Raw genomic sequence first — 25,044 nt, 5'->3', positions numbered from 1 at the left:
CCGCGTTTTGGCCCTTTTCCGACAAAGGGGTGTCCTATCTACTTCGGCAAAATCGCGGCAAGGCGCCGTGATTTGCGTTAGAATGAGACCACCGGGTTCGGCGTGTCGGATCATGGGGCTTGTAGTCGATGCGCGGGAAAGTCGTTCTGGCGGTGGTGGTGGCAGCGGCCTGTGTCGCCGCTGCATGGGTCTATTTTTCGCCGGCGGCGATGAGCAGTTTGCAGCAGATGCTGCCGGGCGCCAGGCAGACAGCGGCGGACAAGCCGGCTGCGACGGACAAGACTTCGGCTGACAAGGCTGCGGGCAAATCCGGTGCCGGCGGCAATGCCGCCCGTTCGGCCTCGATCGTTTCAGCCACCGCGACTACTGCCGATTTCCCGATCCGCCGCTATGCCATCGGCTTCGTCTCGTCGCCGGCCGTGGTCAACATCAATGCGCGCGTGTCTAGCCAGATCGTGTCGATCGACGTCAAGGACGGGCAGATGGTGAAGACCGGCGATCTGCTGTTCTCGCTCGACGACCGGTCGTTGAAGGCGCAACTGGCCAAGGACCAGGCGACGCTGGTCAAGGACCAGGCGATGCTGGTCAGCGCTCAGGCCGATCTGCAGCGCGCCAAGGACCTGGTCGCCAAGCAGGCCGGCACACAGCAGACCTACGATCAGGCGCTGGCCGCGCAGAAGGCGGCGGCCGCAACCATCGACGCCGACAAGGCGACGATCGATGCCGATACCGTCCAGCTGAGCTACGCAACGATCATGGCACCGATCTCGGGCAGGCTGGGCGCCGTCAACGTCTCGGTTGGCGACCTTGTCACCGTCAGCAACGGCAACAGTACCACGGCGACGCCGCTGGTGACTGTCACCCAGATGGATCCGCTGCAGGTCAACTTCAACCTGCCGGAAAGCAATCTGGCGCTGCTGCACAAGGCGCTGGCCAACCCGCAGCAGGGCGCGGTCACGCTGACCAAGGACGGCGACCCGACGCCGATCGGCAAGGGCACGCTCGACTTCGTCGATTCCAGCGTCGACACGGCTTCCGGAACCATTGCGACGCGGGCAAGCATACCCAATGCCGATCTGTCGCTATGGCCCGGACAGTATGTGAACGTCATCCTTGACGCCGGCATCATGCCGCAGATGACCTCGGTTCCGACGGTCGCGGTCCAGCCCAGCCAGAAGGGCCCCTTCGTCTACGTGGTCAAGCCGGACAACACGGTCGAGATGCGGCCGGTGCAAGTGGCGCTGACCGAAGGCGAAAACAGCGCCATCAGCGAGGGCGTCAAGTCGGGCGAGAAGGTGGTCGTCGAGGGCCAGACCAGGCTGAAGGACGGCGCCGCCGTGCATGAGGGCAAGGCGGCTGGCGGGGATCAGGCCGCGCCAAAGGTCGCGCAAGCCGACAAGGCTGGCGCCCAATGATTTCCGAATTCTGCATACGCAGGCCTGTCGCCACACTGCTGATGTCGTTCGCCCTCGTGCTGGGCGGGCTGTTTGCCTATAAATTCCTGCCCGTGGCGGCACTGCCAAGTGCTGAATTTCCGGTCGTCAACGTCTCGGCGTCGCTGCCTGGCGCTTCGCCCGAAACCATGGCGACCTCGGTGGCGACGCCGCTGATCAAGCAGTTCGCGACGATCGCCGGCATCGATTCGATCTCGACCACCAACTCGCTCGGCCAGACCTCGATCGCCATCCAGTTCGTGCTCAACCGCGACATCGACGCGGCCGCCGCCGACGTGCAGGCGGCGATCGCGCGTACGCAGAAATCACTGCCGCCGGAGATGACGTCGCCGCCGAGCTACCGCAAGGTCAATCCGGCCGACGCGCCGATCCTTTTGATGTCACTGGTCAGCGACACGGTTCCGTTGACCGATCTTGATGCCTTTGCCGAAAACGTCATCTCGCCCTCGCTGTCGACCATCGACGGCGTGGCGCAGGTCTCGATCTTCGGCCAGCAGAAATATGCGGTGCGCATCCAGATCGATCCGACCGCGCTTGCCGCTCGCGGCATTTCGATCGACCAGCTGCAGACGGCGATCGCGTCTGCCAACAGCAACACGCCGCTCGGTGTCTTACAGAACGACAAGCAGCAGCTGACCATCACCGCCAACACGCAGCTCACCAACGCCGCAGGGTTCTCCAACCTCATCATCGCCACCAAGGATGGCCACCCGGTGCGGCTGGGCGAGGTGACCCGCGTCGTCGATTCGGTGCAGACCACGACGACGGCGAGTTGGTACGATGGTACGCGCGCGATCATCATGGCCGTGCAGCGCCAGCCCGACGCCAACACGGTCGACGTCGTCGACAAGGTCAAGGCGATGCTGCCGTCCTTCCAGGACCAGATGCCGGCCGCCGCCCAGATCAAGCTGCTAAACGATCGTTCGACCTCGATCCGCCAGGCCGTCGACGATGTGCAGTTCACGCTGCTGTTGACCATCGCTTTGGTGGTGATGGTGATCTTCGTCTTCCTGCGCCGGGTGACGGCAACGATCATCCCGGCCGTGGCGGTCCCGATCTCGCTGATCGCCACGCTGGGCGCGATGTTCCTGTTCGGCTTTTCCATCGACAACATATCGCTGATGGGCCTGACTCTTGCCGTCGGCCTCGTCGTCGACGATGCCATCGTCATGCTGGAGAACATCTTCCGCCACATGGAGCAGGATGGGCTGTCGGCCTTTGACGCATCGCTGAAAGGCGCACGCGAGATCGGCTTCACCATCATCTCGATCTCGATCTCGCTGGTGGCGGTGTTCATCCCGGTGCTTTTGATGGGCGGCGTCATCGGCCGCATCTTCAATGAGTTCGCCGTGGTGGTGACAGTTGCCATCCTGGCGTCGATGTTCGTGTCGCTGACGCTGACGCCGATGCTGTGCTCGCGGCTCCTGTCGGTGACGAGAGCCGATCGAGACAAGCATGGCCATGGCCACAAGCAGGACTTGGTCACACGCGGCTATGACCGGCTTCTCACCTTCTGCCTGCGCCACACTTTCCTGGTATTCCTCGTCTTTCTCGGAACCGCGGCAGGCTCGGTGTGGCTGATCGAGGTGTCGCCGAAGGGCTTCTTCCCGCAGGAGGATATCGGCCAGATCTCGGTGACGACGATCGCGCGCCAGGACATCTCGTTCGACGCCATGTCGAAGCTGCAGGGGCAGGTGGCCAGTGTCTTCTCGCATTCGTCCTATGTCGATCATGTGGCGTGGTCGGCGGGCAGCGGCAGCAATGCGCTCAACCAGGGGCAGCTTTTCGTCCAGCTCAAGGGCAAGGACCAGCGCCCCGATATCCAGAAGGTGCTTGCGGATCTAAGGCGGCAACTGGCCGGCGTGGCGGGTATCGAGACCTACATGCAGCCGGTGCAGAACCTGCGGCTTGGTTCGCGGTCATCGGCCAGCGCCTACCAGCTGGTCGTGCAAGGCCTCGATACCGGCCAGACCGACATCTGGGCGCAGAAGCTGAATGACGCGATGGCGGCCGACCATGCGAATTTCACCGACGTCACCAGCGACCTGCAGAACAATGCCCTGCAGGCATCGTTGGTGGTCGACCGCGACAAGGCCGCTCAGCTGGGCATCGACACCGACACGCTGCGCTCCGCCCTCTATGGCGGATTCGGCACCGACCAGGTTTCGACAATCTTCGGTTCGGCCGACAGCTATGAAGTTATCACCGAGCTCGATCCCAACATCGAATGGTCGCCGGAGCGCATGCTCGCCATCCAGATGAGGACGGCGAGCGGCAGCCTGGTGCCGCTTGGCGCCTTTGCCCGCGTCGACCGCACGGCCGGCGCCCTGACGGTCAACCAGCTCGGCCAGCTTCCGGCGGTGACCATCTCCTACAATCTGCCGCAAGGCGTGGCGCTCGGCGACAGTACGGCCCGCATCGACACGCTGAAGGAGCGGATCGGCATGCCGAAGGCGATCTCGACCAGCTTCGCCGGCACCGCCAAGACCTTCCAGGATTCGCTGGCCAATCAGGGCCTGCTGATCGGCGGCGCCATCCTGACGATCTATATCGTGCTCGGCATCCTCTATGAGAGCTTCATCCATCCGCTGACGATTCTGACCGGCCTGCCTTCGGCGGTGCTCGGCGCAGTGGTGGCCCTGCGCTTTGCCGGCATGGACCTGTCCGTCATCGCGGTGATCGGCATCCTGATGCTGATCGGCATCGTCAAGAAGAACGGTATCATGATGGTCGACGTCGCGCTGGAACTGCGACGAGACGGCGTGTCGGCCAAGGAGTCCATCCACAAGGCCTGCCTGATGCGTTTCCGGCCGATCATGATGACGACGCTGGCGGCACTGATGGGCACGTTCCCGATCGCGCTGGGCACAGGCGCAAGTGCTGAGTTGCGCCAGCCGCTCGGTGTCGCCGTTGTCGGCGGTCTGCTCGCTTCGCAGGCGCTGACGTTGTTCGTCACGCCGGTGATCTACGTCTATTTCGAGAATTTCTCCGGCTGGCTGATGCGCTTCTTCTCCTCGAAAAAGAGCCGGCCGGCGCTGCATGCTGTCGAGGGCGGCGAGCAGGGCTCGCTGTTCGGCCCCGAGGACCGGCTTGTCGAACCGCAAAAGGCCGCCGCCGAGTAGGCAGCGGCCCGTGGCCCAAGCTGTCATGCTTGCAGCCAAGAGCGGGCAATCCTAATCTGCGGTCATGTCCCACGATCATGACCACGACAACAAGCTCGACCCGTTTGCGGCGCGGGTGCGCGCGCTGGAAACCATCCTCACCGAAAAAGGCCTGATCGATCCGGCGGCGATCGACGTCATCGTCGATACCTATGAGACCAAGATCGGGCCGCGCAACGGCGCGCGGGTGGTGGCAAAGGCCTGGAGCGATCCCGCCTATGCAGACTGGCTGAAGCGCGATGCGACGGAAGCGATTGCCTCGCTGAGCTATACCGGCCGCCAGGGCGAGCACATGCAGGCGGTGTTCAACACGGAAGAGACGCACAACCTCGTCGTCTGCACGCTGTGCTCCTGCTATCCGTGGTCGGTGCTCGGCCTGCCGCCGGTCTGGTACAAGGCGCCGCCTTACCGCTCGCGCGCGGTGATCGATCCGCGCGGCGTGCTGGAAGAGTTCGGCCTGACCTTGCCGGCGGAGAAAAAGATCCGCGTCTGGGATTCGACGGCAGAGCTGCGCTATCTCGTGGTGCCGATGCGGCCTGAAAACACCGAGGGCTGGAACGAGGAACGGCTGGCCGAACTGGTCAGCCGCGATGCGATGATCGGCACAGCGCTTGCCAAGGAGCCGGCATGAACGGGCCGCAGGATCTCGGGGGGCAGATGGGGTTCGGGCCGGTCGCGCCGGAGAAGGACGAGCCTTATTTCCATAGCGACTGGGAGAGGCGGGCGCTTGGCGTAACGCTGACGGCCGGCGCCATGGGCGCCTGGAATATCGACGAGAGCAGGCACGCTCGGGAATCGCTGCATCCGGCCGTTTATTATTCGTCGAGCTACTACCAGATCTGGATCAAGGCGCTGGAGGTGCTGTTGAAGCGCCATGGCTTCGTCAGCGAGCGCGATCTTGCGGCCGGCAAGGCCGTCGATCCGGCAGCGACGCCCAAAAGGGTGCTGAAGGCGGAGAACGTGCCGGCAGTCCTGGCCAAAGGCGGTTCATGCGACCGGCCGGTCGCGACGCCTGCCCGGTTCAAGGCAGGGCAGTCCGTGCGGACGAAGAATTTCAATCCCACCGGCCATACAAGGCTGCCGCGCTATGCGCGCGATAAGCAGGGCGTGATCGAGGCGGTGCGCGACGGTTTCGTCTTTCCCGACAGCAACGCGCATGGCAAGGGCGAAAACCCGCAATGGGTCTATACCGTGGTCTTTGCGGGCTCGGAACTCTGGGGCGAGGGCGCCGACCCGACGCTCACCGTCTCGATCGATGCCTGGGAGAGCTATCTTGAGCCGGCATGAAGGCGCATTGCCTAGAGGTTTCGACGAGCCGGTGTTTTCAGAGCCGTGGCAGGCCGAAGCCTTCGCCATGACGGTGGCGCTGCACGACAAAGGCCTGTTTTCGTGGAGCGAATGGGCCGATGCGCTGTCGGCGCAAGTGAAGAAGCCGGACGCGGCCAGCGACGGACATGATTATTACGAGCATTGGCTGGCGGCGCTGGAAAGCCTGCTGGCGGCCAAGGGCGTCGCGGGAAAAAGCGATGTCGACACGCTTGCAGCTGCCTGGGAACGCGCCGCGCATGCAACGCCGCACGGCAAGCCGATTTTGTTGGAGAACGATCCAGCGTTCCGAGAATAGGCTACGGCCTGCGGGACCAAGTCACTCAGTTCAGCCTTCTTTATCTTAGTTTGTATTTCGCTGCGGCGCCCGGTTGCAAATATTGGTGCTTCCGGCGAGCATATTGTCATGATGGAAAAGCCTTCCGCACCATGGCCTTTGCTGCAAATCGCGATCGAGCCGAAGTCAAAGGCCGATGAGGGCAATCTGCGCGTCGCCTTGTCGAGCCTTGCGGATGAGGATCCCGACTTTCGTGTCACCTGGGACGAGGAATCTGGACAGACGATTATCTCCGGCAAAACCGAGCTTCACCTGGATCTCATCGTCTATCGCCTGCGCGACGAGTTTGAGTTGCGTGTGAATGTCGGCGCCCCGCAGGTGGCCTATCGCGAGACAATCGCCCGCACGCACGAGCAGGATTACACGCACAAGAAGCAGTCCGGCGGCATCGGCCAGTTTGCCCGCGTCAAGATCCTGTTTGAGCCAAACAAGGACAACTTGGACTTCGTTTTCGGGTCAAGAGTCGCTAGTGGTGCGGTTCCGAACGAATACGTTGCGGGTGTCGAAAAGGGCGTGCGCAGCGTCCTGTCCTCGGGTCCGTTCGCAGGCTTCCCGATGGTCGGCATCAAGGCGACGGTGATCGACGCCGCGTTTCATGACACCGATTCTTCGACCAAAGCTTTCGAGGTCGCCGGCCGCGCCTGCTTCCGTGAAGCTGCACCCAAGCTCGGCGTTCATCTGCTCGAACCGATCATGAAGGTTGAGGTGGTGACGCCGGAAATCTATGTCATGCGCATAATCGGCGACCTGCACGGTCGTCGCGGTCTGGTCCGGAGTCGGAAAAGCCGCGGCGAGGCCACCGTCATCAACGCGATGGTGCCGCTGGCCAACATGTTCAAGTATGTCGACAACCTGCGCTCGATGAGCCTGGACAGTGCGGCCTACACGATGCAATTCGACCACTACGCGCCTGTTCCGATGCCTGACCGCGACCCGCCGCCGCCGGCAGTGGCTGCCTACGGCTGACTTGTTCTTCGTCGGAGCTAACCAAGGCACTGCATTCTGTTCTCTTTACGTTCCGGTTTGTCGCTGATAACCTGACTTTGTCGGAGGCGCCAGCGATTGCCACCGACAACGGTCGACATGGCGGCCAATCTTGTCTTTCGCTTGCGAATCCGGTCTGTCGCGCTGATGGAATTTTCTCCCCAACAGGACGAGGCTCTGAAAGCGGTTGCGCGCTGGCTCAAGGAGGGCCGGCCGCAGATCTTCCGGCTGTTCGGCTATGCCGGCACCGGCAAGACGACGCTTGCGCGCTATTTCGCCGAACATGTCGACGGGCAGGTGCAGTTCGCCGCCTTCACCGGCAAGGCGGCGCAGGTGCTGCGCTCCAAGGGCGCCGTCAATGCCCGTACAATCCATTCGCTGATCTACCGGCCGAAAGGCGAGGAATCGATTGCCGACGAGGTGACCGGCAAGACCTCGATGTCGCCGACCTTTTCGCTCAACCGGCAAAGCCCGATCTCGCGCGCCAAGCTGGTCGTCATCGACGAATGCTCGATGGTCGACGAGCAGCTCGGCCGCGACCTGCTCAGTTTCGGCACGCCGATCCTGGTGCTTGGCGATCCGGCGCAGCTGCCGCCGATTTCGGGCGGCGGCTTCTTTACCGAGCACGAGCCGGATGTGCTCTTGACCGAAATCCACCGACAGGCGCGCGACAATCCGATCATCCAGCTGGCGCTCGACGTGCGCGAAGGCCGCGAATTCATGCGCGGCGACTACGGCACCGCGCAGGTGATCGGCAAGGAGGACGTCACCCAGGAGCTGGTGCTGAAGGCGGACCAGGTGCTGGTCGGCACCAACCGCACGCGGCGCCGCTACAATCAGCGCCTGCGCGAGCTGAAAGGTTTCAATGCCGATTATCCGCAAGCCGGCGACAAGCTGGTCTGCCTGCGCAACGATCCGGCCAAGGGCCTGCTCAACGGCTCGCTGTGGAAGGTGATGACCTCGTCGCGCGAGACGATAAAACCCGGCATCAATCTGCTGGTCTCGCCCGAAGAGGACGATCCCGACCGTGGCGTCGCCAAGATCAAGCTGCTCAAGGCGGCTTTCGAGGACCCCGACGCCGATATCCCCTGGCAGCAGAAGAAGCGTTTCGACGATTTCGACTATGGTTATGCGCTGACCGTGCACAAGGCGCAGGGTTCGCAATGGAACGACGTCGTGCTGTTCGACGAGAGCTGGGCGTTCAAGGAAACCCGCCAGCGCTGGCTTTACACCGCCATCACCCGCGCCGCCGAGCGGCTGACCATCGTTAGATAGCTGGCGTCAGGTAGCAGCTGGCGTAGCAGGGCTGAGTGGCGTCGCGCCCAGCCAGCGCCATGCGTCCCCTTCGTCCTCGGCCTTGAAATGCCTGAACTCGATGGGTGACGAAGCCGAAAGGAAGCTTTGCGCATCCGCTATCCAGTTCGGCTCGCCGATCGTCGCGCAGCGGGCGACATGCTCCAGGGCGTGCACCGTGCCCTGTTTCAGCGTCTCGTCGGCGACATCCGCCCAGTCGACACCCTCGTGATCGACCAGCCGCATCAATACGTCGATTCGCGGGTGAAGCGCGTAGGCGGCCTCCAGCAATCCAAAAAGATTTTCACCGTCTGCCGCCGAGATATGGCCGACAACGTCGATGGCGAAAAGATCCTCACGGTCGGTTTCGATACGGCGGATCGCCGGTACGGATTGGAGAAAATTCATTGGCTGGGCCTCCCTCTGCGAGCAGATGTCATGACTGGAACACCCGAAACCCCCTGTCTGTTCCCGTCAAAGGCAGTATAGATGCGCTGCACAAACAGCCGGACCTCACGCCATGCCCGCAAAGCTTTCCGTCAATCTCAACGCCATCGCCATGCTGCGCAACCGCCGCGATCTGCCATGGCCGAGCATCACCGGGCTCGGCCGACTGGCCCTCGCCGCCGGCGCGCACGGGCTGACAGTGCATCCGCGGCCGGACGAGCGCCACACCAGGCATTCCGACCTGCCGGAGATCCGGGCGCTGATCGACGACGAGTTCCCTAAGGCGGAATTCAACATCGAAGGCTATCCGACCGAGGATTTCCTGGTGCTGGTGGAAAAGCACCAGCCCGAACAGGTGACGCTGGTTCCCGACGATCCGGCGCAGGCGACCTCCGACCATGGCTGGAACTTTGCCGCCGAGGCCGCGTTCCTCAACCCGATCGTCAAGCGCCTAAAAAAGGGGGGCTTTCGCGTGTCGCTGTTTTCCGATCCCGACCCCGCCGGCGTCAATGCCGCGCGCGACACCGGCGCCGACCGTATCGAACTCTACACCGGGCCGTACGGGGGCTACCATTCCGATTCCGCCAAGGCGCAGAAGGAATTGGAAAGATTGGGAAAAACCGCTGACGCCGCACTCGCCGCCGGGCTTGCAGTCAATGCCGGGCACGATCTGGTTGTGAGCAATTTGCCGGCATTGGCAAAGCGCATCCCGGCATTGGCCGAAGTGTCTATCGGACATGGGTTGACAGCCGATGCGTTGGAGTATGGCATGGCCGGCACGGTGGGCCGGTTCCTGAAGGCCTGTGGGTGGTGATGACGGCAGCCTCGCGCGACTGGCGTCACGCGGCGGTTACTGCATCGCGAGCAGACGCCGCGCGCTTATTGGAGTGTCGTTGATGGCCCTTGCCAATTCTGGCAGCGAGGCAGAAGCCGTCGAACAATCTGGCCATCCCGAGATCGAACAGCACAGCACGAAGGTGCTGATGCTGGGCGCGATCGGCGTGGTCTATGGCGATATCGGCACCAGTCCGATCTACGCTTTCCGCGAGGCGCTCCACGCATCGCCCGGCACCGATACGCGCAGCGACGTGCTTGGCGTGCTTTCGCTGATCGTCTGGGCGCTGACCATCATCGTCACGATCAAATATGTCGCCTTCGTGCTGCGGGCCGACAACAAGGGCGAGGGCGGCACGCTATCGCTGATGGCGTTGGCGCGCAGTGCCTATCCAAAAGGTGCCACGCTCATCCTCGCCATCGGGCTTTGCGGGGCGGCGCTGTTTTTCGGCGACGCGATCATCACGCCGGCCATCTCCGTGCTTTCGGCGGTCGAAGGCCTGGAGGTGGTGACGCCAACGCTCGACGCCTATGTGGTTCCCATCACGCTGATCATCCTGGCAGTGCTGTTTTCGGTGCAACGCTTCGGCACCGGAAAAGTGGCCGCCGTGTTCGGGCCGGTTACGGCACTATGGTTCCTGGCGATCGGCGTCGCCGGGCTCTATCACCTGACGGACGATCCATCCGTGCTCCTGGCGATCAATCCCTATTATGCAATCGCCTATCTCGCCGGCACGCCCACCGCCGCGTTCGTAACCGTCGGCGCCGTCTTCCTGGCGGTGACCGGTGCCGAGGCGCTTTATGTCGATCTCGGCCATTTCGGCCGCAAGCCCATCGTACTGGCCTGGTTTTCCATAGTCTTCCCGTGCCTTCTGCTCAACTATTTCGGTCAGGGCGCCTTTGTGCTGGCCAATGGCGGCAGGCCAACCAATCCGTTCTTCCAGATGCTGCCGGATTGGGCTCTGGTGCCGATGGTCGGCCTGGCGACTGCCGCGACCGTCATTGCCAGCCAGGCGGTCATTTCCGGGGCCTTTTCGCTGACCCGTCAGGCCGTGCAGCTCAATCTTCTGCCGCGCATCGAGGTTCAGCACACATCCGAAATGCAACTCGGCCAGATCTACATGCCGCGCGTCAACCTACTGATCGCCCTCGGAGTGATGCTGCTGGTGGTCGGTTTCGGCAGTTCGAGCTCGCTGGCTTCCGCCTACGGAATTTCGGTGACCGGCGAAATGCTGATGACGACCATCCTGCTCTTCGTGGTAATGCGCAAATTGTGGAAATGGCAGCTTGCGCTGGCGCTGGGGCTGGCGCTGCTGTTCGGCACGATCGACAGCGGGTTCTTCCTCGCAAATGTCGTAAAAATCGTCGAAGGCGGATGGGTATCGATCACGGTCGCCTGTCTGATGGGGCTGATCATGTCGACGTGGATACGTGGCACCCGCTATCTCTTCGACAAGACCCGCCGCAACGAAATCCCGCTCGATTTCCTCGCCGGCAATCTGTTGAAGAAGAAACCGCAGCTGGTGTCCGGCACCGCCGTGTTCCTGACCAGCGATCCGCAAAGCGCGCCGACCGCGCTGATGCACAGCCTGAAGCACTACAAGGTTCTGCACGAGCAGAACGTCATCCTTTCCGTGGTGACGGCGCAGCAGCCGCTGGTGCCTGACAGCGAGCGGGTCAAGATGGAGACGGTCAACGACCTCTTCATGCGGGTGACGCTGACCTTCGGCTATATGGAACAGCCCAACATCCCGCGCGCGCTGGCCATCTGCCGCAAGCAGGGCTGGAAGTTCGACATCATGACGACCTCGTTCTTCCTGTCGCGGCGCTCGCTCAAGGCGTCGCCCAATTCCGGCATGCCGGTGTGGCAGGACAAGCTGTTCATCGGGCTGGCCCGCACGGCGGCCGACGCGACGGAGTATTTCCAGATCCCGACCGGACGCGTGGTTGAAATCGGAACGCAAGTCGCCATCTGACAGATGTTCTTCGCCGGAGTCCGCCGAGGCTGCGAAGCTGCCATAAAGGTGCAGCTCGCGAGAAGCCCCGCGCTGCAAGCATGAGAGCCATAACGTTACGGCACTTGATATTGCATCGCAGCAAGCGTAGAGGACCGCGCGCTTATCGGAGTGTCGTCCATGGCCCTTACCAATACTGGTAGTGAGGCAGAACCCGTCGAACATCAGAGCCATCCCGAAATCGAGCAGCACAGCACCAAGGTGCTGATGCTGGGCGCGCTCGGCGTGGTCTATGGCGATATCGGCACCAGCCCGATCTACGCGTTCCGCGAGGCATTGCATGCCTCGTCCGGCGGCAACATCGCCGAGCGCGGCGACATTCTCGGCGTGCTGTCGCTGATCATCTGGTCGCTGACCATCATCGTAACCATCAAATACATCATGTTCGTCCTGCGTGCCGACAATCGCGGCGAGGGCGGCGTGCTGTCGCTGATGGCGCTGGCGCGCGGCACCTTCCCGACGCGCTCGGCGCTGATCCTTGGCGTCGGTATCGTCGGCGCCTCGCTGTTTTTCGGCGATGCCGTCATCACGCCGGCGATTTCGGTGCTTTCGGCGGTCGAGGGCATGAATGTCGTCACCCCGGCCTTCCAGCCCTATGTCGTGCCGCTGACGCTTGTCATCCTCGCCATGGTGTTTGCGGTGCAGCGCTTCGGCACCGGCGGCGTGGGACTGGTGTTTGGCCCGGTGACTGCGGTGTGGTTCCTGGCCATCGGCCTTTCCGGCCTCAATCACATCGTCGCCGATCCGGAAATTCTGTGGGCGATCAGCCCGCACTACATCGTCGCCTTCCTGATCCATTCGCCGGACGTTGCCTTCGTCACCATCGGTGCCATCTTCCTCGCCGTCACCGGCGCCGAGGCGCTATATGCCGATCTCGGCCATTTCGGCCGCAAGCCGATCGTGCTGGCCTGGCTGGCCATCGTGTTTCCTTGCCTGCTGCTCAATTATGCCGGGCAGGGCGCCTTCGTGCTGGCCAAGAATGGCGTTGTCGGCCATCCCTTCTTCGAGATGAACGAGGGCTGGACGCTGATCCCGATGGTGGTGCTGGCAACCGCCGCGACGGTCATCGCCAGCCAAGCGGTGATTTCGGGCGCTTATTCGCTGACCCGGCAGGCGGTGCAGCTCAACATGCTGCCGCGGCTGGAAATCCTGCACACGTCGGAAAAGCAATCCGGCCAAATTTACATGCCGCGCGTCAACCTCCTGCTGGCGCTGGTGGTGATGATGCTGGTGGTCGGCTTCGGCGAATCCAGCAAGCTGGCGTCGGCCTACGGCATCTCGGTGACCGGCAACATGCTGGTGACGACGGTGCTGCTTTATGTCGTCATGACGCGCATCTGGAAATGGCGGCTGTGGGTGGCGGTGGCGATGACGTCGGTGTTCGCGTTTATCGATGTCGGCTTCTTTGCCTCCAATATCGTGAAAGTGTTCGAAGGCGGCTGGGCGTCGCTGGCGGTGGCCTTTACCATCGTGCTCGGCATGTGGACCTGGGTGCGCGGCAGCCGCTATCTCTTCGACAAGACCCGCCGCAACGAGATCCCGCTCGATTTCCTCGCCGGCAATCTGTTGAAGAAGAAGCCGCAGCTGGTGTCCGGCACCGCCGTGTTCCTGACCAGCGATCCGCAGAGCGCGCCGACCGCGCTGATGCACAGCCTGAAGCACTACAAGGTGCTGCACGAGCAGAACGTCATTCTCTCGGTGGTTACCGCGCCGCAGCCGGTTGTGCCCGACAGCGAACGGGTCAAGATGGAGACGGTCAACGACCTGTTCATGCGGGTGACGCTGACGTTCGGGTATATGGAACAGCCCAACATCCCGCGCGCGCTCGCCATCTGCCGCAAGCAGGGCTGGAAGTTCGACATCATGACGACCTCGTTCTTCCTGTCGCGGCGCTCGCTCAAGGCCTCGCCCAATTCCGGCATGCCAGTGTGGCAGGACAAGCTGTTCATCGGGCTCGCCCGCACTGCGGCCGATGCGACGGAGTATTTCCAGATCCCGACCGGGCGCGTGGTTGAAATCGGCACGCAGGTCGCGATCTGACAGTTGGAAAGAAAGGCCGCGCCAGCGGCATGGCCTTTGCAAGTCGCATTGCAACACTGTCGCGGCTCAGCCTGCCAGCGCGGCCCTGTTCGTCTCCAGAAACTGCTTCAGCGGGACCGATTTGCGGCCTGAAAGCTTTTCGACTGCATCGGTCACCATGCCGAGGTGACCGGCGCGCGCGGCGGCATCGAACGAGACCAGGACCTTGGCGAAGGATTCGGGCAAGCCGGCCGACTTCATGCCCTCGGTCAAGGCTTCGTCGGACAGCTGGATGACTTGGATCGGCTTGCTGGTGACTTCGGTGACGAACGCCGCGACCTCGGCGGCAGTGTACGCCTTGGGGCCTGTCAGCGTGTAGGTCGTGCTCTCGCCTGTTTCCGAGCCAAGCCCGGCAGCGATAGCCGCCGCGAAGTCGTCGCGCGTGCCGTAGGAAATGGCGCCGTCGCCGGCAGATGTGTACCACTGGCCCGACGACAGGACCTGCGGCAGCGCCATGAACAGGTTCTCGTCATACCAGCCGTTGCGGAAGATTGTATAAGGGATGCCGCTCGCCTTGATGGCCTGTTCGGTGTCGTAGTGGTCCGGCGCGAAAACCACGGGCGAGCCCGGCTCCGGATTGGGCATCGAGGTGTAGAGCAAATGGCCGACGCCTGCCTGCCTGGCTGCGGCAACGGCCGCCAGCTGCTGTTCGCGCCGCTTTCCCCGAACCTCGACTACATTAGTCGAGATGATCAGTGCCCGGTCGGCGCCGGCAAAGGCCTTGGCAAGCGAGGCCTGATCGTCGAAGTCGGCCGCCCGGACGGTGACGCCGCGCGCCGCGAGATCGGCAAGGTTGGCAGGCGTGCGGGTGGTGGCGATGATCCGGTTCGCGGGAACCTTCTGCGTGTCCAGCAGGTGGTTGATGACGCTCCGGCCAAGCTGGCCGGAGGCGCCGGTGACGAGAAGGGTTTCGGTCATCGGGAAATCCTGATTTTGCGCCGATGTGGCGGGTGCTTTGTCGGTCTCAAAAAGAGACCAGCACTAAAATAGGAATTGACCCGGTGCCGTAAAGAAGGCAGTTTTTCGGGAGGTAGGTACGCGCAGGGAACCAGCCATGGACGGCAAGGTCATCAATCTGAAATCGAAGATGGAGATCTACAAAGCGATCAGCGACGGCGGCAATATTGCCAATTGTCCGGTTCGTGATGTCATCCAGGGCTTCAGCGGCAAATGGAGATCGCTGCTGATGATGGCGTTGGCTGAACAACCCTATCGCTTCGGCGAGTTGCGGCGCCTTGTGCCCGACATTTCGCAGCGCATGCTGACCCAGACGCTGCATGATTTGCAGCGCGATGGCTACGTGCATCGTGAGGTGTTCCCGACCAAGCCACCGGGCGTCGAATACAGCCTGACCGATCTCGGGCGCTCGATGTTCGGCGCCTTTCATCAATTGATCTTGTGGGCCGAACTCAACCACGATGCGGTGCGTGAGGCACGGGCTGCTTTCGACGCCGCTCAATAAGTTACGGCGAATATAGATCCGGCTTTTGCTGGCGCGCAAACCGGCACGTCTCGTAACGGTGGCTGCCGCCAACCGGACGGCGCGCGTGGCCTGGGCGATCATGACGCGCGGAGGAACCTGCCGGGCGCCGATCAGCGCCGCAGCGTGATCTAGTTCGGAGGCAATCAAACAAGACGCGAAGGAAAAGGAAATTCGCCAGTTGCGAGGGCGATGAGATGTGATTTTAGTCGGGAAGGCCAGCCTTGCGGTAGCCTTCGACGAAGCGCTGGAGCACTTCCTCGTTGTCGAATGGCTGCGATGTTGCCCAGTGCCTGATGCTGAAATGGGGATCGTTCATCATGAAGAATTCCGCCTCCTGACGGGCTTCATCCAGGCGCCCGAGCTGCGCGAGGGCTGCGGCAAGCAAGCGCCGCGACGTGGTGCGGTAGGTTTCCGGTTTGCGCAAAGCCTCAACCGCAGATTGATAGTCGCCGAGCGCATAATAGGCTTGGCCTGCCATCCAATAGTACCATCCCGGTGGGTGCGGATTGAGCCGCAATGCCCGCTTCACGAATTCGACGCCCTTGACCGCGTCGCCCCTCAGGGTGATGAGATCCGAGCGTATCGCCCAGGCATCGGCATGATTAGGATCGAGCTTGAAGGTTGCCTCGAACTCGGCATCCGACTCCGCGTAACGCCGTTCGTGACCAAGTATGATGCCCAGCCCCCAGCGGTTCCCCGCATCGTTAGGGTCGAGCGCCACAGCCCGCTGCGCTTCCGCCAGCGCGCGAGGCTGGTTGGTTTGCTTCGGCTCGTTCCAGAACAGCCAGCCGAGCCAAAGGTTGAGGGCCAGCAAGCTATGTGCCTCGGCATAGTCAGGATCGAGTCCGATCGCCTTTTCCAGGAGCATGCGCGCTTCCCGCGCGCCTAACCCGGTCTGAAAACTGACGCCGCGAGCTCGCACACAAAGGTCATAGGCTTCGAGACTCGTCGGCCGTTTGCGCGCCGGCTGTCCGGCCAATCGGCCGACAAGGGCTTCGACGATCTTGGCCGTGACCTCGTCCTGCACTGCAAAGATGTCCTCGAGGCTGCTGTCGTAGCGCTCAGCCCAGATATGATCGCCGCCGATCGCGTCGATCAGCTGCGCATTGATGCGTACGCGCGCCGCGGCGCGCCGGGCGCTGCCTTCAACCACATAGCGCACCCCAAGATCGCGCGCGGTCAAACGCACATCGACCGACCGCCCCTTGTAAGCAAAGGTTGAGTTGCGCGCGATGACGAAGAGGCCGGCTGAGCGAGACAGGTCGGTGATCAGGTCTTCGGTCAAGCCGTCGACAAAGGTTTCCTGCTCCGGATCGTTGCTCATGTTGGTAAAAGGCAAGACCGCGATCGAGGGCTTGTCGGGCAATTCCAGCGATGCGAGTCGGCCGACCGGAGCGGCTCTCGGAAGCTGTAGGTTCACACGATAGCAGTATATCGGCTCGGCTATATTCTTCACCCGCTGCTCGCCCATGGGCTCGAACGCAAACGCCAACTTCTGCCTTACCTCCTTGGACACCTTCTCCGAAACGCAGATGCCACCGGGCTCGGCGAGTTGTTGGAGACGCGACGCCACGTTCACGCCCTCGCCATAGCGATCGTCCCCTTCGACGATCACTTCTCCAAGGTTGATTCCGATCCGGACTTCGAAGCGCTGGTTTTCGGCGACGCTCGCGTTACGCTCCGCCATGCCGCGCTGAAGCGTGACCGCGCATTCGACCGCATCCACTACGCTGCCGAACTCCGCCAGCAGGCCGTCTCCCATCAGCTTGAAGATTCGCCCGTGTCGAGTCGCGATTTCCGGCTCGAACAGCTCTTGGCGGCCACGTTTCAGCCGGTCGAAGGTGCCCGCTTCATCCGCCTCCATGAGCGCCGAATACCCGACAACATCGATGGCAAGGATTGCAGCGAGCTTCCGCTCCATGTTGAGCCTCAGTAAAGATTCACGACTCGCTAGCCGCAGGTCAGAGGCAGGACCGGCGTCTCCGGCCCTTACCGGCCTATGATACCACAGATCACGCCTCTTGAGACTATGGCTCGCGCGACGCCCCACGATGAAGCTGACGGCGGGACGGCGTCTGGTAGTCATCGGCGACGCCGCGCATTCGACCAGCCGGCAGCTTGGGCAAGGCGCGAACATGGCGCTGCTCGACGCGGCAGCACTCAGCCATGCCTTGGCAAAGACGGGCAGCGTCGAGACGGCGCTGGAGACCTACGCCAAGGCGCGGCGATGGCATGTCCGGATCTTCCAGTTGCTGTCGCTGGCGCTGACGCCCTTCTACCAGTCGGACTCCATGGCGATGCCCTTTTTTCGCGACAGGCTGGTGGCGACCATCGCAAAAATCCCGCCAGTGCCAAGCGTGCTTGCGTCGATGGTGGCGGGAACGCTGATCGATCCGTTCAGGCGGATCGGGCTGACAGAGGCGCGATGGGCAGGGCTGGACAGTCGAAGCCGGGAGATTGCAAACCCCTAGTAGCAGCCGCCGGACTTATCGCTGAGGGACAACCGGCGGAACAGAATTCCAAAATATGGGATGAGCCGGCAGAAGCTCGCCGCCATTTTTGTGCACGAGCGTCAGTATCGAATTCGTAATTTCATATTCGGGTACGCTCAGGAAGGTACACTGAATATGAGCTTCGCCAGCCTTGCGTCTGCGCAACAGTGGATAGCCGAGCCGGAATGATCGGGGCAGGAGCGCAGGATCCCGCATCTGCAAGGACACTCCCCAATAGCCAGACCTACCCATTATTGGTTTTGCACTGAGAACGTCGGTCCACCTGGCCGACAGGCTAGAGCGATTGTCGAGCAAGCCATCTCTTTCGAGAAGCAAGGCTGGTTTGCCGAGATTGGCGTCCACGAAGGCAAATACCGCTGCCGCAGCCAGAAATGGTGCCCAGTAGAGCGCGAACAGCTGGATCGCCGCCATCGCCATCTTCTCAAAGAGAGTGCGATTGCCTTCGGGATCGCTGACGAAGAAGGTCAGGACGGTGGCCAGCATTGCAAGAGCACAGAACGACCAAAAAAGGCCCATCAAGATATACATGCCTCGGCGACGATTAGCCGCGAGGGGGAGCCAAACGGACAATGGCGGCACAATGGATTTTCGAAACGTTGGCATCCCCGGAATGAGGATAACGTCATCCGTGCCGAGAGATGTTCCCATTGGTTAGTTCCGGCTTCATTTCGGGACTTTATGAAGCGAAATTGATGAACGTTTCCGTCTCATGGTTTTTCAAATGCTACGAGTTCTCCAACAATCCGCCGGCGCCGCAGTCTCTCGCCTCGGCCGTGTCCGGCACGCTGATCGATCCGTTCAGGCGGATCGGGCTAAGGGAGGCGCACTGGCGAGATCATCCGGCTGGATCATGGTCGAGAGAAACGAATTTCTCGCCCGCAGGAATTGACGCAGGCGTTGCGGATAGTCCGGCGCCACCGCGCCCTTGACCGAGCCGCGTTCGCTCAATGCCTTGCGCCAGGCCTGGACCAGCGGCTTGCCGTCCAGGAGGCCGAATTTGCCGATCCGGTCGAAGGCGTCGAAATAGCGGAAGACCGGGGCATAGACGGCATCGACGAGGCTAAAGCGTTCGCCATCGAACCACGGTCCGGCCTGGTCGGCCAATTCGTTCTCCAGACGATCGAACATGGCCGACAATGCCGAGGATTCCGTCAGGAAGGCGGCCTCTGCCGACGCGGAGTAGAAACGGCCGATGGCGTTCAGCGTCGCCGAGCCGAACTCGATCCAGGCACGGTGCCGGGCGCGGGCGTGAGCGTCGGCCGGGTGAAGGGGATTGGCTTGCGTCTCCTCGAGGAATTCGAGGATGACGGCGGATTCGAAGATCACCGTCTCCTTGCCATGCGCCCTCACGATGAGCAGCGGCACCTTGCCCAAAGGCGAGATCGCCTTGAACCAGTCCGGCTTGTCGGCGAGGTCGATGGTGACGCGCTCGAACGGCACGCGCTTTTCAGCCAGCGAGATCGCGGCGCGCTGGACATAGGGGCACAGATGATGGCTGACGAGAATGAGCTTGTCGGTCATTTCATTCTTCTCAGGCATGTCACTCTCCCCAGACATAGTTCAATGCACCGTCCTCGACGCGCGTCGACAGGAACATCAGGCGCGACGCTTTTGGCGCCGGGCCTTCGAGCCGGTCGCCTGATGCCATGTCGAAGACGGCGCCGTGCCATTGGCAGACCAGCCTGCCGTCCTTGCAGTCGAGTGGTCCGCCGAAATGCAGACAGACATTGGCGGCGGCGCGGATGCGATCACCGCTGCGCCAGACATGGACCTCGCGGCCGAAGAACGGCGCGATCAGGCTGCCCGTCTGCGGGATGTCGTCGACTTTGCAGATTTCGTGTCTCATGGATTTTTCTCGGATTGATGCGGTTGCATGTATATAGATGCAGATGCATTAATCGTCAAGCTTGATGCAATTGCATCTATAATCTAGGATGAGCCATGACCAAAACAGCCATGCCTTCGCCCGAAGCCATCAAGGTCTGGGCGCGCCTGATGCGGGTTTCGCGCCAGCTCATCGAGCAGGGGGAGGAGGCGTTGAAGGACAGTGGCCTGCCGCCGCTTGCCTGGTATGACGTGCTGCACGAGCTTGCCGAGGCGGGCGAGGGCGGGCTGCGGCCGTTCCAGCTGACCGAGCGAACCCTGTTTGCGCAGTACAACATCTCGCGGCTGCTGGCGCGGCTAGAGGCCGATGGGCTGGTCGAGAAGCTGAAGGTCGCCGATGACGGCCGCGGCCAGACCATCCGTATTTCGGCTAAGGGCCGTGAGACGCGGCGGCGGATGTGGGCGGTCTACGGACGCTCGATCACCGAACTGGTCGGCCACAAGCTCTCGGCGGACGAGCTGAGCACGGTGTCGGCGTTGCTCGGCCGTCTACGCCTGCCGCCTGCAATGGACTGAAAGAGCCGCGCTGCGGGCCTGACGATATCCGGCTATCAGGCCAGATGGCTGCCCCAGAGAAAGGCCAGCGTCGCCAGCACGCCTAGTCCGGCGCGCACCAGGTGCAGGGTGCCCCACTTGACGATCAGGGCCCTGGCTTGCGGGTTGTCGGCGCTCGCGTCCATCGCTTCCAGCAGCTTGTTGGTCGGCAACATCACCATCAGCGTCCACGGCCAGGGCAGGATGATCAGAATTGCGCCGAGCAGAAAGGCGAAGCCACCGGTCTGCCACCATGCGATCAGGCCGAGGACGCAGGCAACAATGGCAATCGAGGCCTGCATGGCGGCGCCGCGCTTGTAGGAGGGCTGCCATTCCTTGAGCAGCGACTTGTCATCGAGGCCAAGCCGCGCCGGCTGCTCGGCGACGCTGACATAGATCGCGGCGCCTGAGAACACAGCGGCGACCGTCAAGGCGAGCAATCCGACCAGCATCTTCTTCCCCCGGCAAACGGTCCAGCGGCGAACCGTTGAGACAGAAATAGGGCTTGCAAGGCTGAGTGCAATACGGCATAGAATGGCGAACCGTAACGTACGGTACGGCTTGCCGCTCTTGCTGGCTCGCCTGCCGCCGAGGAACGACCGTGTTGCAGGCAAGCGCCGACATCGACACCAGCGCGACGCTGACGGAGCGGCAGAAGGCCGTTCTGGACGCGGCCCTGCGGCTGCTGGTTGAGGAAGGCGACAATCTGACCATGACCGCGGTGGCGCGCCGCGCCAGCTGCTCCAAGGAAACGCTCTACAAATGGTTCGGCGACCGCGACGGGCTGCTGACGGCGACTGTGCAATGGCAGGCCTCGAAAGTGCGCGTGGTGCCGGTTGACGGTGAAAAACTCGATCTTGCCTCGCTGACGGCCAGCCTCGAAGGCTTTGCCTCCGACTGGCTCAAGGTAATTTCGAGCGACACGTCGATCGCGCTGAACCGCGTCGCGGTTGGCCATGCCGGCTCCGGCAAGGACGATCTCGGCGCCATCGTGCTTGAGAATGGCCGCTTTGCGCTGGCCAGGCGACTTAAGCCTGTGCTTCTGGCCGGCAAGCAGGCCGGACTGCTCGACTTTGCGGATGCCGAAACGGCATTCCGCAGCTTTTTCGGGCTGGTCGCCCGTGACGTGCAGATCCGCCTGCTGCTCGGCGACCGGCTGGAATTGACTGAAGCGGCGATCGGCGGCGATGCCGTCCGGGCAACGCAACAGTTTCTCGCTCTTTTCGGAGCAAAAACCGGGCCGCAAGGCCTCTGATCGTCAAACGGGAAGGAAATAAAAATGCGTGTCTATTACGATCGCGACGCCGATCTCAACCTGATCAAGGGCAAGAAGGTCGCCATCATCGGCTATGGCAGCCAGGGCCGGGCGCATGCGCTCAACCTCAAGGATTCCGGCGCCAAGGACATCGCCATCGGCCTCAAGGCCGGTTCCGCGACCGCCAAGAAGGTCGAGGCCGACGGGCTCAAGGTGATGAGCGTGGCGGATGCCGCCAAATGGGCCGATCTGATGATGATGGCGACGCCCGACGAATTGCAGGCCGACATCTACAAGAACGAGATCGCGCCGAACATCCGCGATGGTGCGGCGATCGCGTTCGCGCACGGCCTCAACGTGCATTTCGGACTCATCGAGCCCAAGTCGACCGTCGACGTCGTCATGATCGCGCCGAAGGGCCCCGGCCACACGGTGCGCGGCGAGTACCAGAAGGGCGGCGGCGTGCCGTGCCTGGTCGCCGTCAACCAGGACGCGTCGGGCAATGCGCTCGATCTCGCTCTGTCCTACGCCTGTGGCGTCGGCGGCGGCCGTTCGGGCATCATCGAGACCAATTTCCGCGAGGAATGCGAGACCGATCTGTTCGGCGAGCAGGTCGTTCTGTGCGGCGGCCTGGTCGAACTGATCCGCGCCGGTTTCGAAACGCTGGTGGAAGCCGGCTATGCGCCGGAAATGGCCTATTTCGAGTGCCTGCACGAGGTCAAGCTGATCGTCGACCTGATCTATGAAGGCGGCATCGCCAACATGAACTACTCGATCTCGAACACCGCCGAATGGGGCGAATATGTCTCGGGTCCGCGCATCATCACCGCCGAGACCAAGGCCGAGATGAAGCGCGTGCTGAAGGACATCCAGACCGGCAAGTTCACTTCGGAATGGATGCAGGAATACCGCGCCGGCATGTCGCGCTTCAAGGGCATCCGCCGCAACAATGACAGCCATCAGATCGAGGAAGTCGGCGCCAAGCTGCGCGCCATGATGCCGTGGATCTCGAAGAACAAGCTGGTCGACAAGGCCAAGAACTGATCTGCGATTTCATCGTTGAACAGGAAAGGCCGGCGGAGCGATCCGCCGGCTTTTTCACGCCTGTTATCGATCAGCGGTAAAACGCTCAGCCATAGTGCCAGTGCGGTTTTGGTTCGGTGCCGGTGAACTCGACGCCGATGCGGTCTTCTCTGCGCCAGCGCACGATGGACTTGTAGCCGATGCCGTCGACCGGCACGTACAGCAGGAATTCGTCCGGCACGCGCGCGTCGATCGGCACCTTCAGCTCGGCGCCGCCGGGATGCATGTTGCGCACCGTGCACTTGATCTCGGAATTGGTGAGGCCGGTCAGGATCGTCGCGCCTTTCAGCACGCGCTGCCGGTGTTTGTTTCTCAGTTCGTTGTCGGCCATGACGGCACGTCCTTCGCGATCGGATCGACGCGATCGTCAGATGGGAGCACCGTATCATGGATAGTCCGAGCCGATAAACATATGGTTAGCGGCGATCGTATCCAGCCGTCTCTGCCAAATGGAAACGGCGCCGCGATGGGCGGCGCCGTCATGCATTGTCGCTTATAGTTCAGCTATAGGGCGACCAGCATTGCTGGCGCGGGCCATTGTAGGGCTGGAACGTGTTGTCCCAAGCTCGGTAAGACCGGTAGCGGTCGTAGCACCACTGGACATGGGCGCTGGAAAGACGCTGCGTGCGGTAGTAGCGGCGGGGCGCCGGCTGCACGTAGTAGCCGTCATTGTAGTAGCGGTTGTTATAATAGCCGTTGTTGTAGATGCTGCCGAGGCCGAAACCCAGGCCGAGGCCGAGAACTGCGGCGGCGCCGGTATCAAAATCGCGACCGTGACGATGGCGATGATGACGCCAGCGCCAGTTGTCGCCGCCGTTCCAGTTGTCGTTGTTCCAGTTGCCTGACCGGGCAAACCGACGGCCGTCATGGCGACGCCACCGCCAATCGTTAAAGGAGCGCCGGTCATTGCCGCCCGCCCAGTCGTCGCGAACCGGTGTGATCGTCGGGGCTGCGGTGCTTGACGGAATTGACAAGTCCGGCTGCAGGATCGGGCCGGCGGCGGACGGCGCCGTGAGACCCGAGACAATACCGAGCGCTATCAGCCCGGATTTGACCGTGGAAGAAAAGAGCGAGTTCATTGCACTCTCCAAGAGATACAGGCCCCACGCCCAGAATACCCTGGGAAGAAGCCTGATGATGGGACTTTTCATCTGAACGGAGGATGAACGGAAAGGTTCCCTGGCGAGCAAGGGCGAGGCCCTTGTTTTCGACACCGCTTGCGGGCAAAGGTCACGGCCATGTCGTTGCGCCTCGCCACCTTCAATGTCGAAAACCTGATGAACAGGTTCGATTTCTCCGGCTACCGCAATCAGCTCAACGAAGACCGTACGCTGGCGCTTTTCGATATCCAAAGCGAGGCCGAATACAAGATGCTGGAGCAGGCGCGTGCGATTGCGCAGTCCGACGACACGCGCCAGCTGACGGCGCTCGCCATCGCTGCCACGCGTGCGGACATCATCTGCATGCAGGAGGTCGACAATATCGAGGCGCTGAAGGCCTTCGAATATGGCTATCTCTTCAAAATGGTGGGTGAGGGCTACCGGCAGAAATACACCACCGCCGGCAATGATTCGCGCGGCATCGACGTTGCCGTGATGATGCGTAACGAGACCGCGCAGGGACAGCCGATCGAATTCGTGCGCATGACCAGCTATGCCTATGCCACCTTCGAGCAGTTCGGCCTGTTCACGCCGGAACTGGCCGAACTCGGACATCAGGCCAATGAGCGCATCTTCCGGCGTGATTGTCTGGAGGTCGACGTCAAGGTCGGCGGCGTGCCGTTGACGCTCTATCTCGTGCATTTCAAATCGATGGGCTCGCCACGCAACGGGCTCGACGGGCGCGAAGCGACGATGCCGCTGCGCGTCGCCGAGGCGCAGGCCGTGCGCCGCATCATCGAGGACCGCTTCAGCAAGGACCATGCCGCCGACAAGCGCTGGGCGATCTGCGGCGACATGAATGACTACCGGCAGCGGGTGAAGATCGAGGGCGACGCCTTCGACGGCTACCGCTTCCAGGTAATCGACGAGAGCCAGTCCTGCATCAACGTGCTGACCGCTGGCGGCTTTTGCGAGAATGTCGTCGAGCGCCGGCCGGAGATGGACCGCTGGAGTTTCTATCACACGCGCGGGCCGCAGGAGCGGCATCTGTGCCAGCTCGACTACATCCTGTTGTCGAAAGGGCTGGCGGCGAAGAATGCGACCGCCGTTCCCGACATCATCCGCAACGGCCAGCCCTGGCGCACCATCTTTCCGCCCGGACAGGCGGTGGAGCGTTTTCCGCGCGCCGGCTGGGACCGGCCGAAGGCCTCGGACCATTGTCCGGTGGCAATCACTTTGGACATGGCCTGAGTGGGGGACCT

At 62.4% G+C, this 25,044-nt stretch carries 23 protein-coding genes and 3 pseudogenes; 17 read left to right on the top strand and 9 right to left on the bottom strand.

The window, feature by feature from the left end; genetic code table 11:
- The first annotated feature begins 128 nt into the window (after positions 1-128).
- From FJV77_RS02825 to FJV77_RS02795, 7 genes and pseudogenes are all read left to right on the top strand, one after another.
- On the top strand, positions 129-1,415 hold the full coding sequence (locus FJV77_RS02825; protein WP_142865318.1) for an efflux RND transporter periplasmic adaptor subunit: 1,287 nt from the start codon (positions 129-131) through the stop codon (positions 1,413-1,415).
- Entirely contained in the window at positions 1,412-4,576 is a 3,165-nt protein-coding gene (locus FJV77_RS02820) for an efflux RND transporter permease subunit (RefSeq protein WP_142865317.1), read from the top strand. Before FJV77_RS02825 ends, FJV77_RS02820 begins: the two co-directional genes overlap by 4 nt.
- Positions 4,577-4,640: 64 nt before the next feature.
- A complete protein-coding gene (gene nthA / locus FJV77_RS02815; RefSeq protein ID WP_142865316.1) occupies positions 4,641-5,246 on the top strand; it encodes a nitrile hydratase subunit alpha in 606 nt (201 codons plus the stop codon).
- Entirely contained in the window at positions 5,243-5,902 is a 660-nt protein-coding gene (gene nthB / locus FJV77_RS02810) for a nitrile hydratase subunit beta (RefSeq protein ID WP_142865315.1), read from the top strand. Before nthA ends, nthB begins: the two co-directional genes overlap by 4 nt.
- Positions 5,889-6,239: a nitrile hydratase accessory protein gene (locus FJV77_RS02805; protein WP_142865314.1), complete on the top strand. Its 351-nt coding sequence runs from the start codon at positions 5,889-5,891 to the stop codon at positions 6,237-6,239. The genes nthB and FJV77_RS02805 overlap by 14 nt, the downstream gene beginning before the upstream one ends.
- A gap of 105 nt (positions 6,240-6,344) precedes the next feature.
- Positions 6,345-7,244: pseudogene (fusA, locus tag FJV77_RS02800) on the top strand (elongation factor G); the annotation flags it as partial.
- Positions 7,245-7,409: 165 nt separating this feature from the next.
- Positions 7,410-8,537 (top strand): ATP-dependent RecD-like DNA helicase, encoded by a 1,128-nt coding sequence (locus tag FJV77_RS02795; protein ID WP_142865519.1) that lies wholly within the window; start codon positions 7,410-7,412, stop codon positions 8,535-8,537.
- A 6-nt stretch (positions 8,538-8,543) separates the two neighbouring features.
- On the opposite strand, the gene FJV77_RS02790 is transcribed toward FJV77_RS02795, so the two are convergent.
- The gene (locus FJV77_RS02790) at positions 8,544-8,963 is read right to left on the bottom strand and encodes an STAS/SEC14 domain-containing protein (protein WP_142865312.1); all 420 of its coding nucleotides are present in this window, start codon (positions 8,961-8,963) and stop codon (positions 8,544-8,546) included.
- Between the two features lie 112 nt (positions 8,964-9,075).
- On the opposite strand from FJV77_RS02790, the gene FJV77_RS02785 reads away from it, so the two are divergent.
- The 3 genes from FJV77_RS02785 (at position 9,076) to FJV77_RS02775 (ending at position 13,891) form a co-directional block, all read left to right on the top strand.
- Complete coding sequence (locus FJV77_RS02785; protein WP_142865311.1) at positions 9,076-9,816, top strand: pyridoxine 5'-phosphate synthase; 741 nt, start codon at positions 9,076-9,078, stop codon at positions 9,814-9,816.
- A gap of 82 nt (positions 9,817-9,898) precedes the next feature.
- Positions 9,899-11,812: a potassium transporter Kup gene (locus FJV77_RS02780; RefSeq protein ID WP_142865310.1), complete on the top strand. Its 1,914-nt coding sequence runs from the start codon at positions 9,899-9,901 to the stop codon at positions 11,810-11,812.
- Between the two features lie 159 nt (positions 11,813-11,971).
- Positions 11,972-13,891 carry a potassium transporter Kup gene (locus tag FJV77_RS02775; protein ID WP_142865309.1) on the top strand — a complete coding sequence of 640 codons (1,920 nt, stop codon included), beginning with the start codon at positions 11,972-11,974 and terminating at the stop codon, positions 13,889-13,891.
- A gap of 66 nt (positions 13,892-13,957) precedes the next feature.
- Here FJV77_RS02775 and FJV77_RS02770 read toward each other — a convergent pair whose 3' ends face one another.
- Entirely contained in the window at positions 13,958-14,848 is an 891-nt protein-coding gene (locus FJV77_RS02770; RefSeq protein WP_142865308.1) for an SDR family oxidoreductase, read from the bottom strand.
- Between the two features lie 136 nt (positions 14,849-14,984).
- Here FJV77_RS02770 and FJV77_RS02765 point away from each other — a divergent pair, with 136 nt between their 5' ends.
- Both FJV77_RS02765 and FJV77_RS02760 read left to right on the top strand, forming a co-directional pair.
- Entirely contained in the window at positions 14,985-15,392 is a 408-nt protein-coding gene (locus tag FJV77_RS02765) for a helix-turn-helix domain-containing protein (protein ID WP_142865307.1), read from the top strand.
- 25 nt (positions 15,393-15,417) lie between these two features.
- A pseudogene (locus tag FJV77_RS02760) lies at positions 15,418-15,540 on the top strand (IS110 family transposase); the annotation flags it as partial.
- 75 nt (positions 15,541-15,615) lie between these two features.
- Here FJV77_RS02760 and FJV77_RS02755 read toward each other — a convergent pair.
- Entirely contained in the window at positions 15,616-17,334 is a 1,719-nt protein-coding gene (locus FJV77_RS02755) for an adenylate/guanylate cyclase domain-containing protein (RefSeq protein WP_142865306.1), read from the bottom strand.
- 127 nt (positions 17,335-17,461) lie between these two features.
- On the opposite strand from FJV77_RS02755, the pseudogene FJV77_RS02750 reads away from it, so the two are divergent.
- Positions 17,462-17,884, top strand: a pseudogene (locus FJV77_RS02750) (FAD-dependent monooxygenase); the annotation flags it as partial.
- A 15-nt stretch (positions 17,885-17,899) separates the two neighbouring features.
- Here the strand turns inward: FJV77_RS02750 and FJV77_RS02745 are convergent.
- From FJV77_RS02745 to FJV77_RS02735, 3 genes are all read right to left on the bottom strand, one after another.
- Entirely contained in the window at positions 17,900-18,574 is a 675-nt protein-coding gene (locus FJV77_RS02745; RefSeq protein WP_142865305.1) for a hypothetical protein, read from the bottom strand.
- 150 nt (positions 18,575-18,724) lie between these two features.
- Entirely contained in the window at positions 18,725-19,465 is a 741-nt protein-coding gene (locus FJV77_RS02740) for a glutathione S-transferase family protein (protein ID WP_246691117.1), read from the bottom strand.
- A gap of 1 nt (position 19,466) precedes the next feature.
- Positions 19,467-19,772 (bottom strand): Rieske (2Fe-2S) protein, encoded by a 306-nt coding sequence (locus FJV77_RS02735; protein ID WP_142865303.1) that lies wholly within the window; start codon positions 19,770-19,772, stop codon positions 19,467-19,469.
- A gap of 95 nt (positions 19,773-19,867) precedes the next feature.
- Here FJV77_RS02735 and FJV77_RS02730 point away from each other — a divergent pair, with 95 nt between their 5' ends.
- Positions 19,868-20,326 (top strand): MarR family transcriptional regulator, encoded by a 459-nt coding sequence (locus FJV77_RS02730; RefSeq protein ID WP_142865302.1) that lies wholly within the window; start codon positions 19,868-19,870, stop codon positions 20,324-20,326.
- 35 nt (positions 20,327-20,361) lie between these two features.
- Here FJV77_RS02730 and FJV77_RS02725 read toward each other — a convergent pair whose 3' ends face one another.
- Complete coding sequence (locus FJV77_RS02725) at positions 20,362-20,793, bottom strand: DUF1772 domain-containing protein (protein WP_185970178.1); 432 nt, start codon at positions 20,791-20,793, stop codon at positions 20,362-20,364.
- A gap of 155 nt (positions 20,794-20,948) precedes the next feature.
- On the opposite strand from FJV77_RS02725, the gene FJV77_RS02720 reads away from it, so the two are divergent.
- Together FJV77_RS02720 and ilvC are read left to right on the top strand one after the other, a co-directional pair.
- Complete coding sequence (locus tag FJV77_RS02720) at positions 20,949-21,599, top strand: TetR/AcrR family transcriptional regulator (protein WP_142865518.1); 651 nt, start codon at positions 20,949-20,951, stop codon at positions 21,597-21,599.
- 24 nt (positions 21,600-21,623) lie between these two features.
- Positions 21,624-22,643, top strand: coding sequence for a ketol-acid reductoisomerase (ilvC, locus tag FJV77_RS02715; RefSeq protein ID WP_142865300.1), 1,020 nt, complete (start codon positions 21,624-21,626; stop codon positions 22,641-22,643).
- 85 nt (positions 22,644-22,728) lie between these two features.
- Here ilvC and FJV77_RS02710 read toward each other — a convergent pair whose 3' ends face one another.
- Both FJV77_RS02710 and FJV77_RS02705 read right to left on the bottom strand, forming a co-directional pair.
- Positions 22,729-23,013: a PilZ domain-containing protein gene (locus tag FJV77_RS02710; protein WP_142865299.1), complete on the bottom strand. Its 285-nt coding sequence runs from the start codon at positions 23,011-23,013 to the stop codon at positions 22,729-22,731.
- A 169-nt stretch (positions 23,014-23,182) separates the two neighbouring features.
- Complete coding sequence (locus FJV77_RS02705) at positions 23,183-23,761, bottom strand: BA14K family protein (protein ID WP_142865298.1); 579 nt, start codon at positions 23,759-23,761, stop codon at positions 23,183-23,185.
- A 159-nt stretch (positions 23,762-23,920) separates the two neighbouring features.
- Between FJV77_RS02705 and FJV77_RS02700 the strand changes: the two genes are divergently transcribed.
- Positions 23,921-25,033 carry an endonuclease/exonuclease/phosphatase family protein gene (locus tag FJV77_RS02700; RefSeq protein WP_142865297.1) on the top strand — a complete coding sequence of 371 codons (1,113 nt, stop codon included), beginning with the start codon at positions 23,921-23,923 and terminating at the stop codon, positions 25,031-25,033.
- The last annotated feature ends 11 nt before the right edge of the window (positions 25,034-25,044 follow it).

Origin of the sequence: Mesorhizobium sp. WSM4306, assembly GCF_007003975.1 — a bacterium.
Lineage (GTDB): Bacteria > Pseudomonadota > Alphaproteobacteria > Rhizobiales > Rhizobiaceae > Mesorhizobium.
The sequence above is the reverse complement of the archived record's forward strand: the minus strand, read 5'-3'. Positions and strand labels throughout refer to the sequence as shown.

Coding starts and splice junctions, on each gene's coding strand:
- FJV77_RS02770 (WP_142865308.1), bottom strand. CDS start 14,848: ATGACCGAAACCCTTCTCGTCACCGGCGCCTCCGGCCAGCTTGGCCGG.
- FJV77_RS02745 (WP_142865305.1), bottom strand. CDS start 18,574: ATGGGAACATCTCTCGGCACGGATGACGTTATCCTCATTCCGGGGATG.
- ilvC (WP_142865300.1), top strand. CDS start 21,624: ATGCGTGTCTATTACGATCGCGACGCCGATCTCAACCTGATCAAGGGC.
- FJV77_RS02740 (WP_246691117.1), bottom strand. CDS start 19,465: ATGCCTGAGAAGAATGAAATGACCGACAAGCTCATTCTCGTCAGCCAT.
- FJV77_RS02710 (WP_142865299.1), bottom strand. CDS start 23,013: ATGGCCGACAACGAACTGAGAAACAAACACCGGCAGCGCGTGCTGAAA.
- FJV77_RS02765 (WP_142865307.1), top strand. CDS start 14,985: ATGGACGGCAAGGTCATCAATCTGAAATCGAAGATGGAGATCTACAAA.
- FJV77_RS02730 (WP_142865302.1), top strand. CDS start 19,868: ATGACCAAAACAGCCATGCCTTCGCCCGAAGCCATCAAGGTCTGGGCG.
- nthB (WP_142865315.1), top strand. CDS start 5,243: ATGAACGGGCCGCAGGATCTCGGGGGGCAGATGGGGTTCGGGCCGGTC.
- FJV77_RS02820 (WP_142865317.1), top strand. CDS start 1,412: ATGATTTCCGAATTCTGCATACGCAGGCCTGTCGCCACACTGCTGATG.
- FJV77_RS02825 (WP_142865318.1), top strand. CDS start 129: ATGCGCGGGAAAGTCGTTCTGGCGGTGGTGGTGGCAGCGGCCTGTGTC.
- FJV77_RS02705 (WP_142865298.1), bottom strand. CDS start 23,761: ATGAACTCGCTCTTTTCTTCCACGGTCAAATCCGGGCTGATAGCGCTC.
- FJV77_RS02755 (WP_142865306.1), bottom strand. CDS start 17,334: ATGGAGCGGAAGCTCGCTGCAATCCTTGCCATCGATGTTGTCGGGTAT.
- FJV77_RS02790 (WP_142865312.1), bottom strand. CDS start 8,963: ATGAATTTTCTCCAATCCGTACCGGCGATCCGCCGTATCGAAACCGAC.
- FJV77_RS02775 (WP_142865309.1), top strand. CDS start 11,972: ATGGCCCTTACCAATACTGGTAGTGAGGCAGAACCCGTCGAACATCAG.
- nthA (WP_142865316.1), top strand. CDS start 4,641: ATGTCCCACGATCATGACCACGACAACAAGCTCGACCCGTTTGCGGCG.
- FJV77_RS02700 (WP_142865297.1), top strand. CDS start 23,921: ATGTCGTTGCGCCTCGCCACCTTCAATGTCGAAAACCTGATGAACAGG.
- FJV77_RS02780 (WP_142865310.1), top strand. CDS start 9,899: ATGGCCCTTGCCAATTCTGGCAGCGAGGCAGAAGCCGTCGAACAATCT.
- FJV77_RS02785 (WP_142865311.1), top strand. CDS start 9,076: ATGCCCGCAAAGCTTTCCGTCAATCTCAACGCCATCGCCATGCTGCGC.
- FJV77_RS02795 (WP_142865519.1), top strand. CDS start 7,410: ATGGAATTTTCTCCCCAACAGGACGAGGCTCTGAAAGCGGTTGCGCGC.
- FJV77_RS02735 (WP_142865303.1), bottom strand. CDS start 19,772: ATGAGACACGAAATCTGCAAAGTCGACGACATCCCGCAGACGGGCAGC.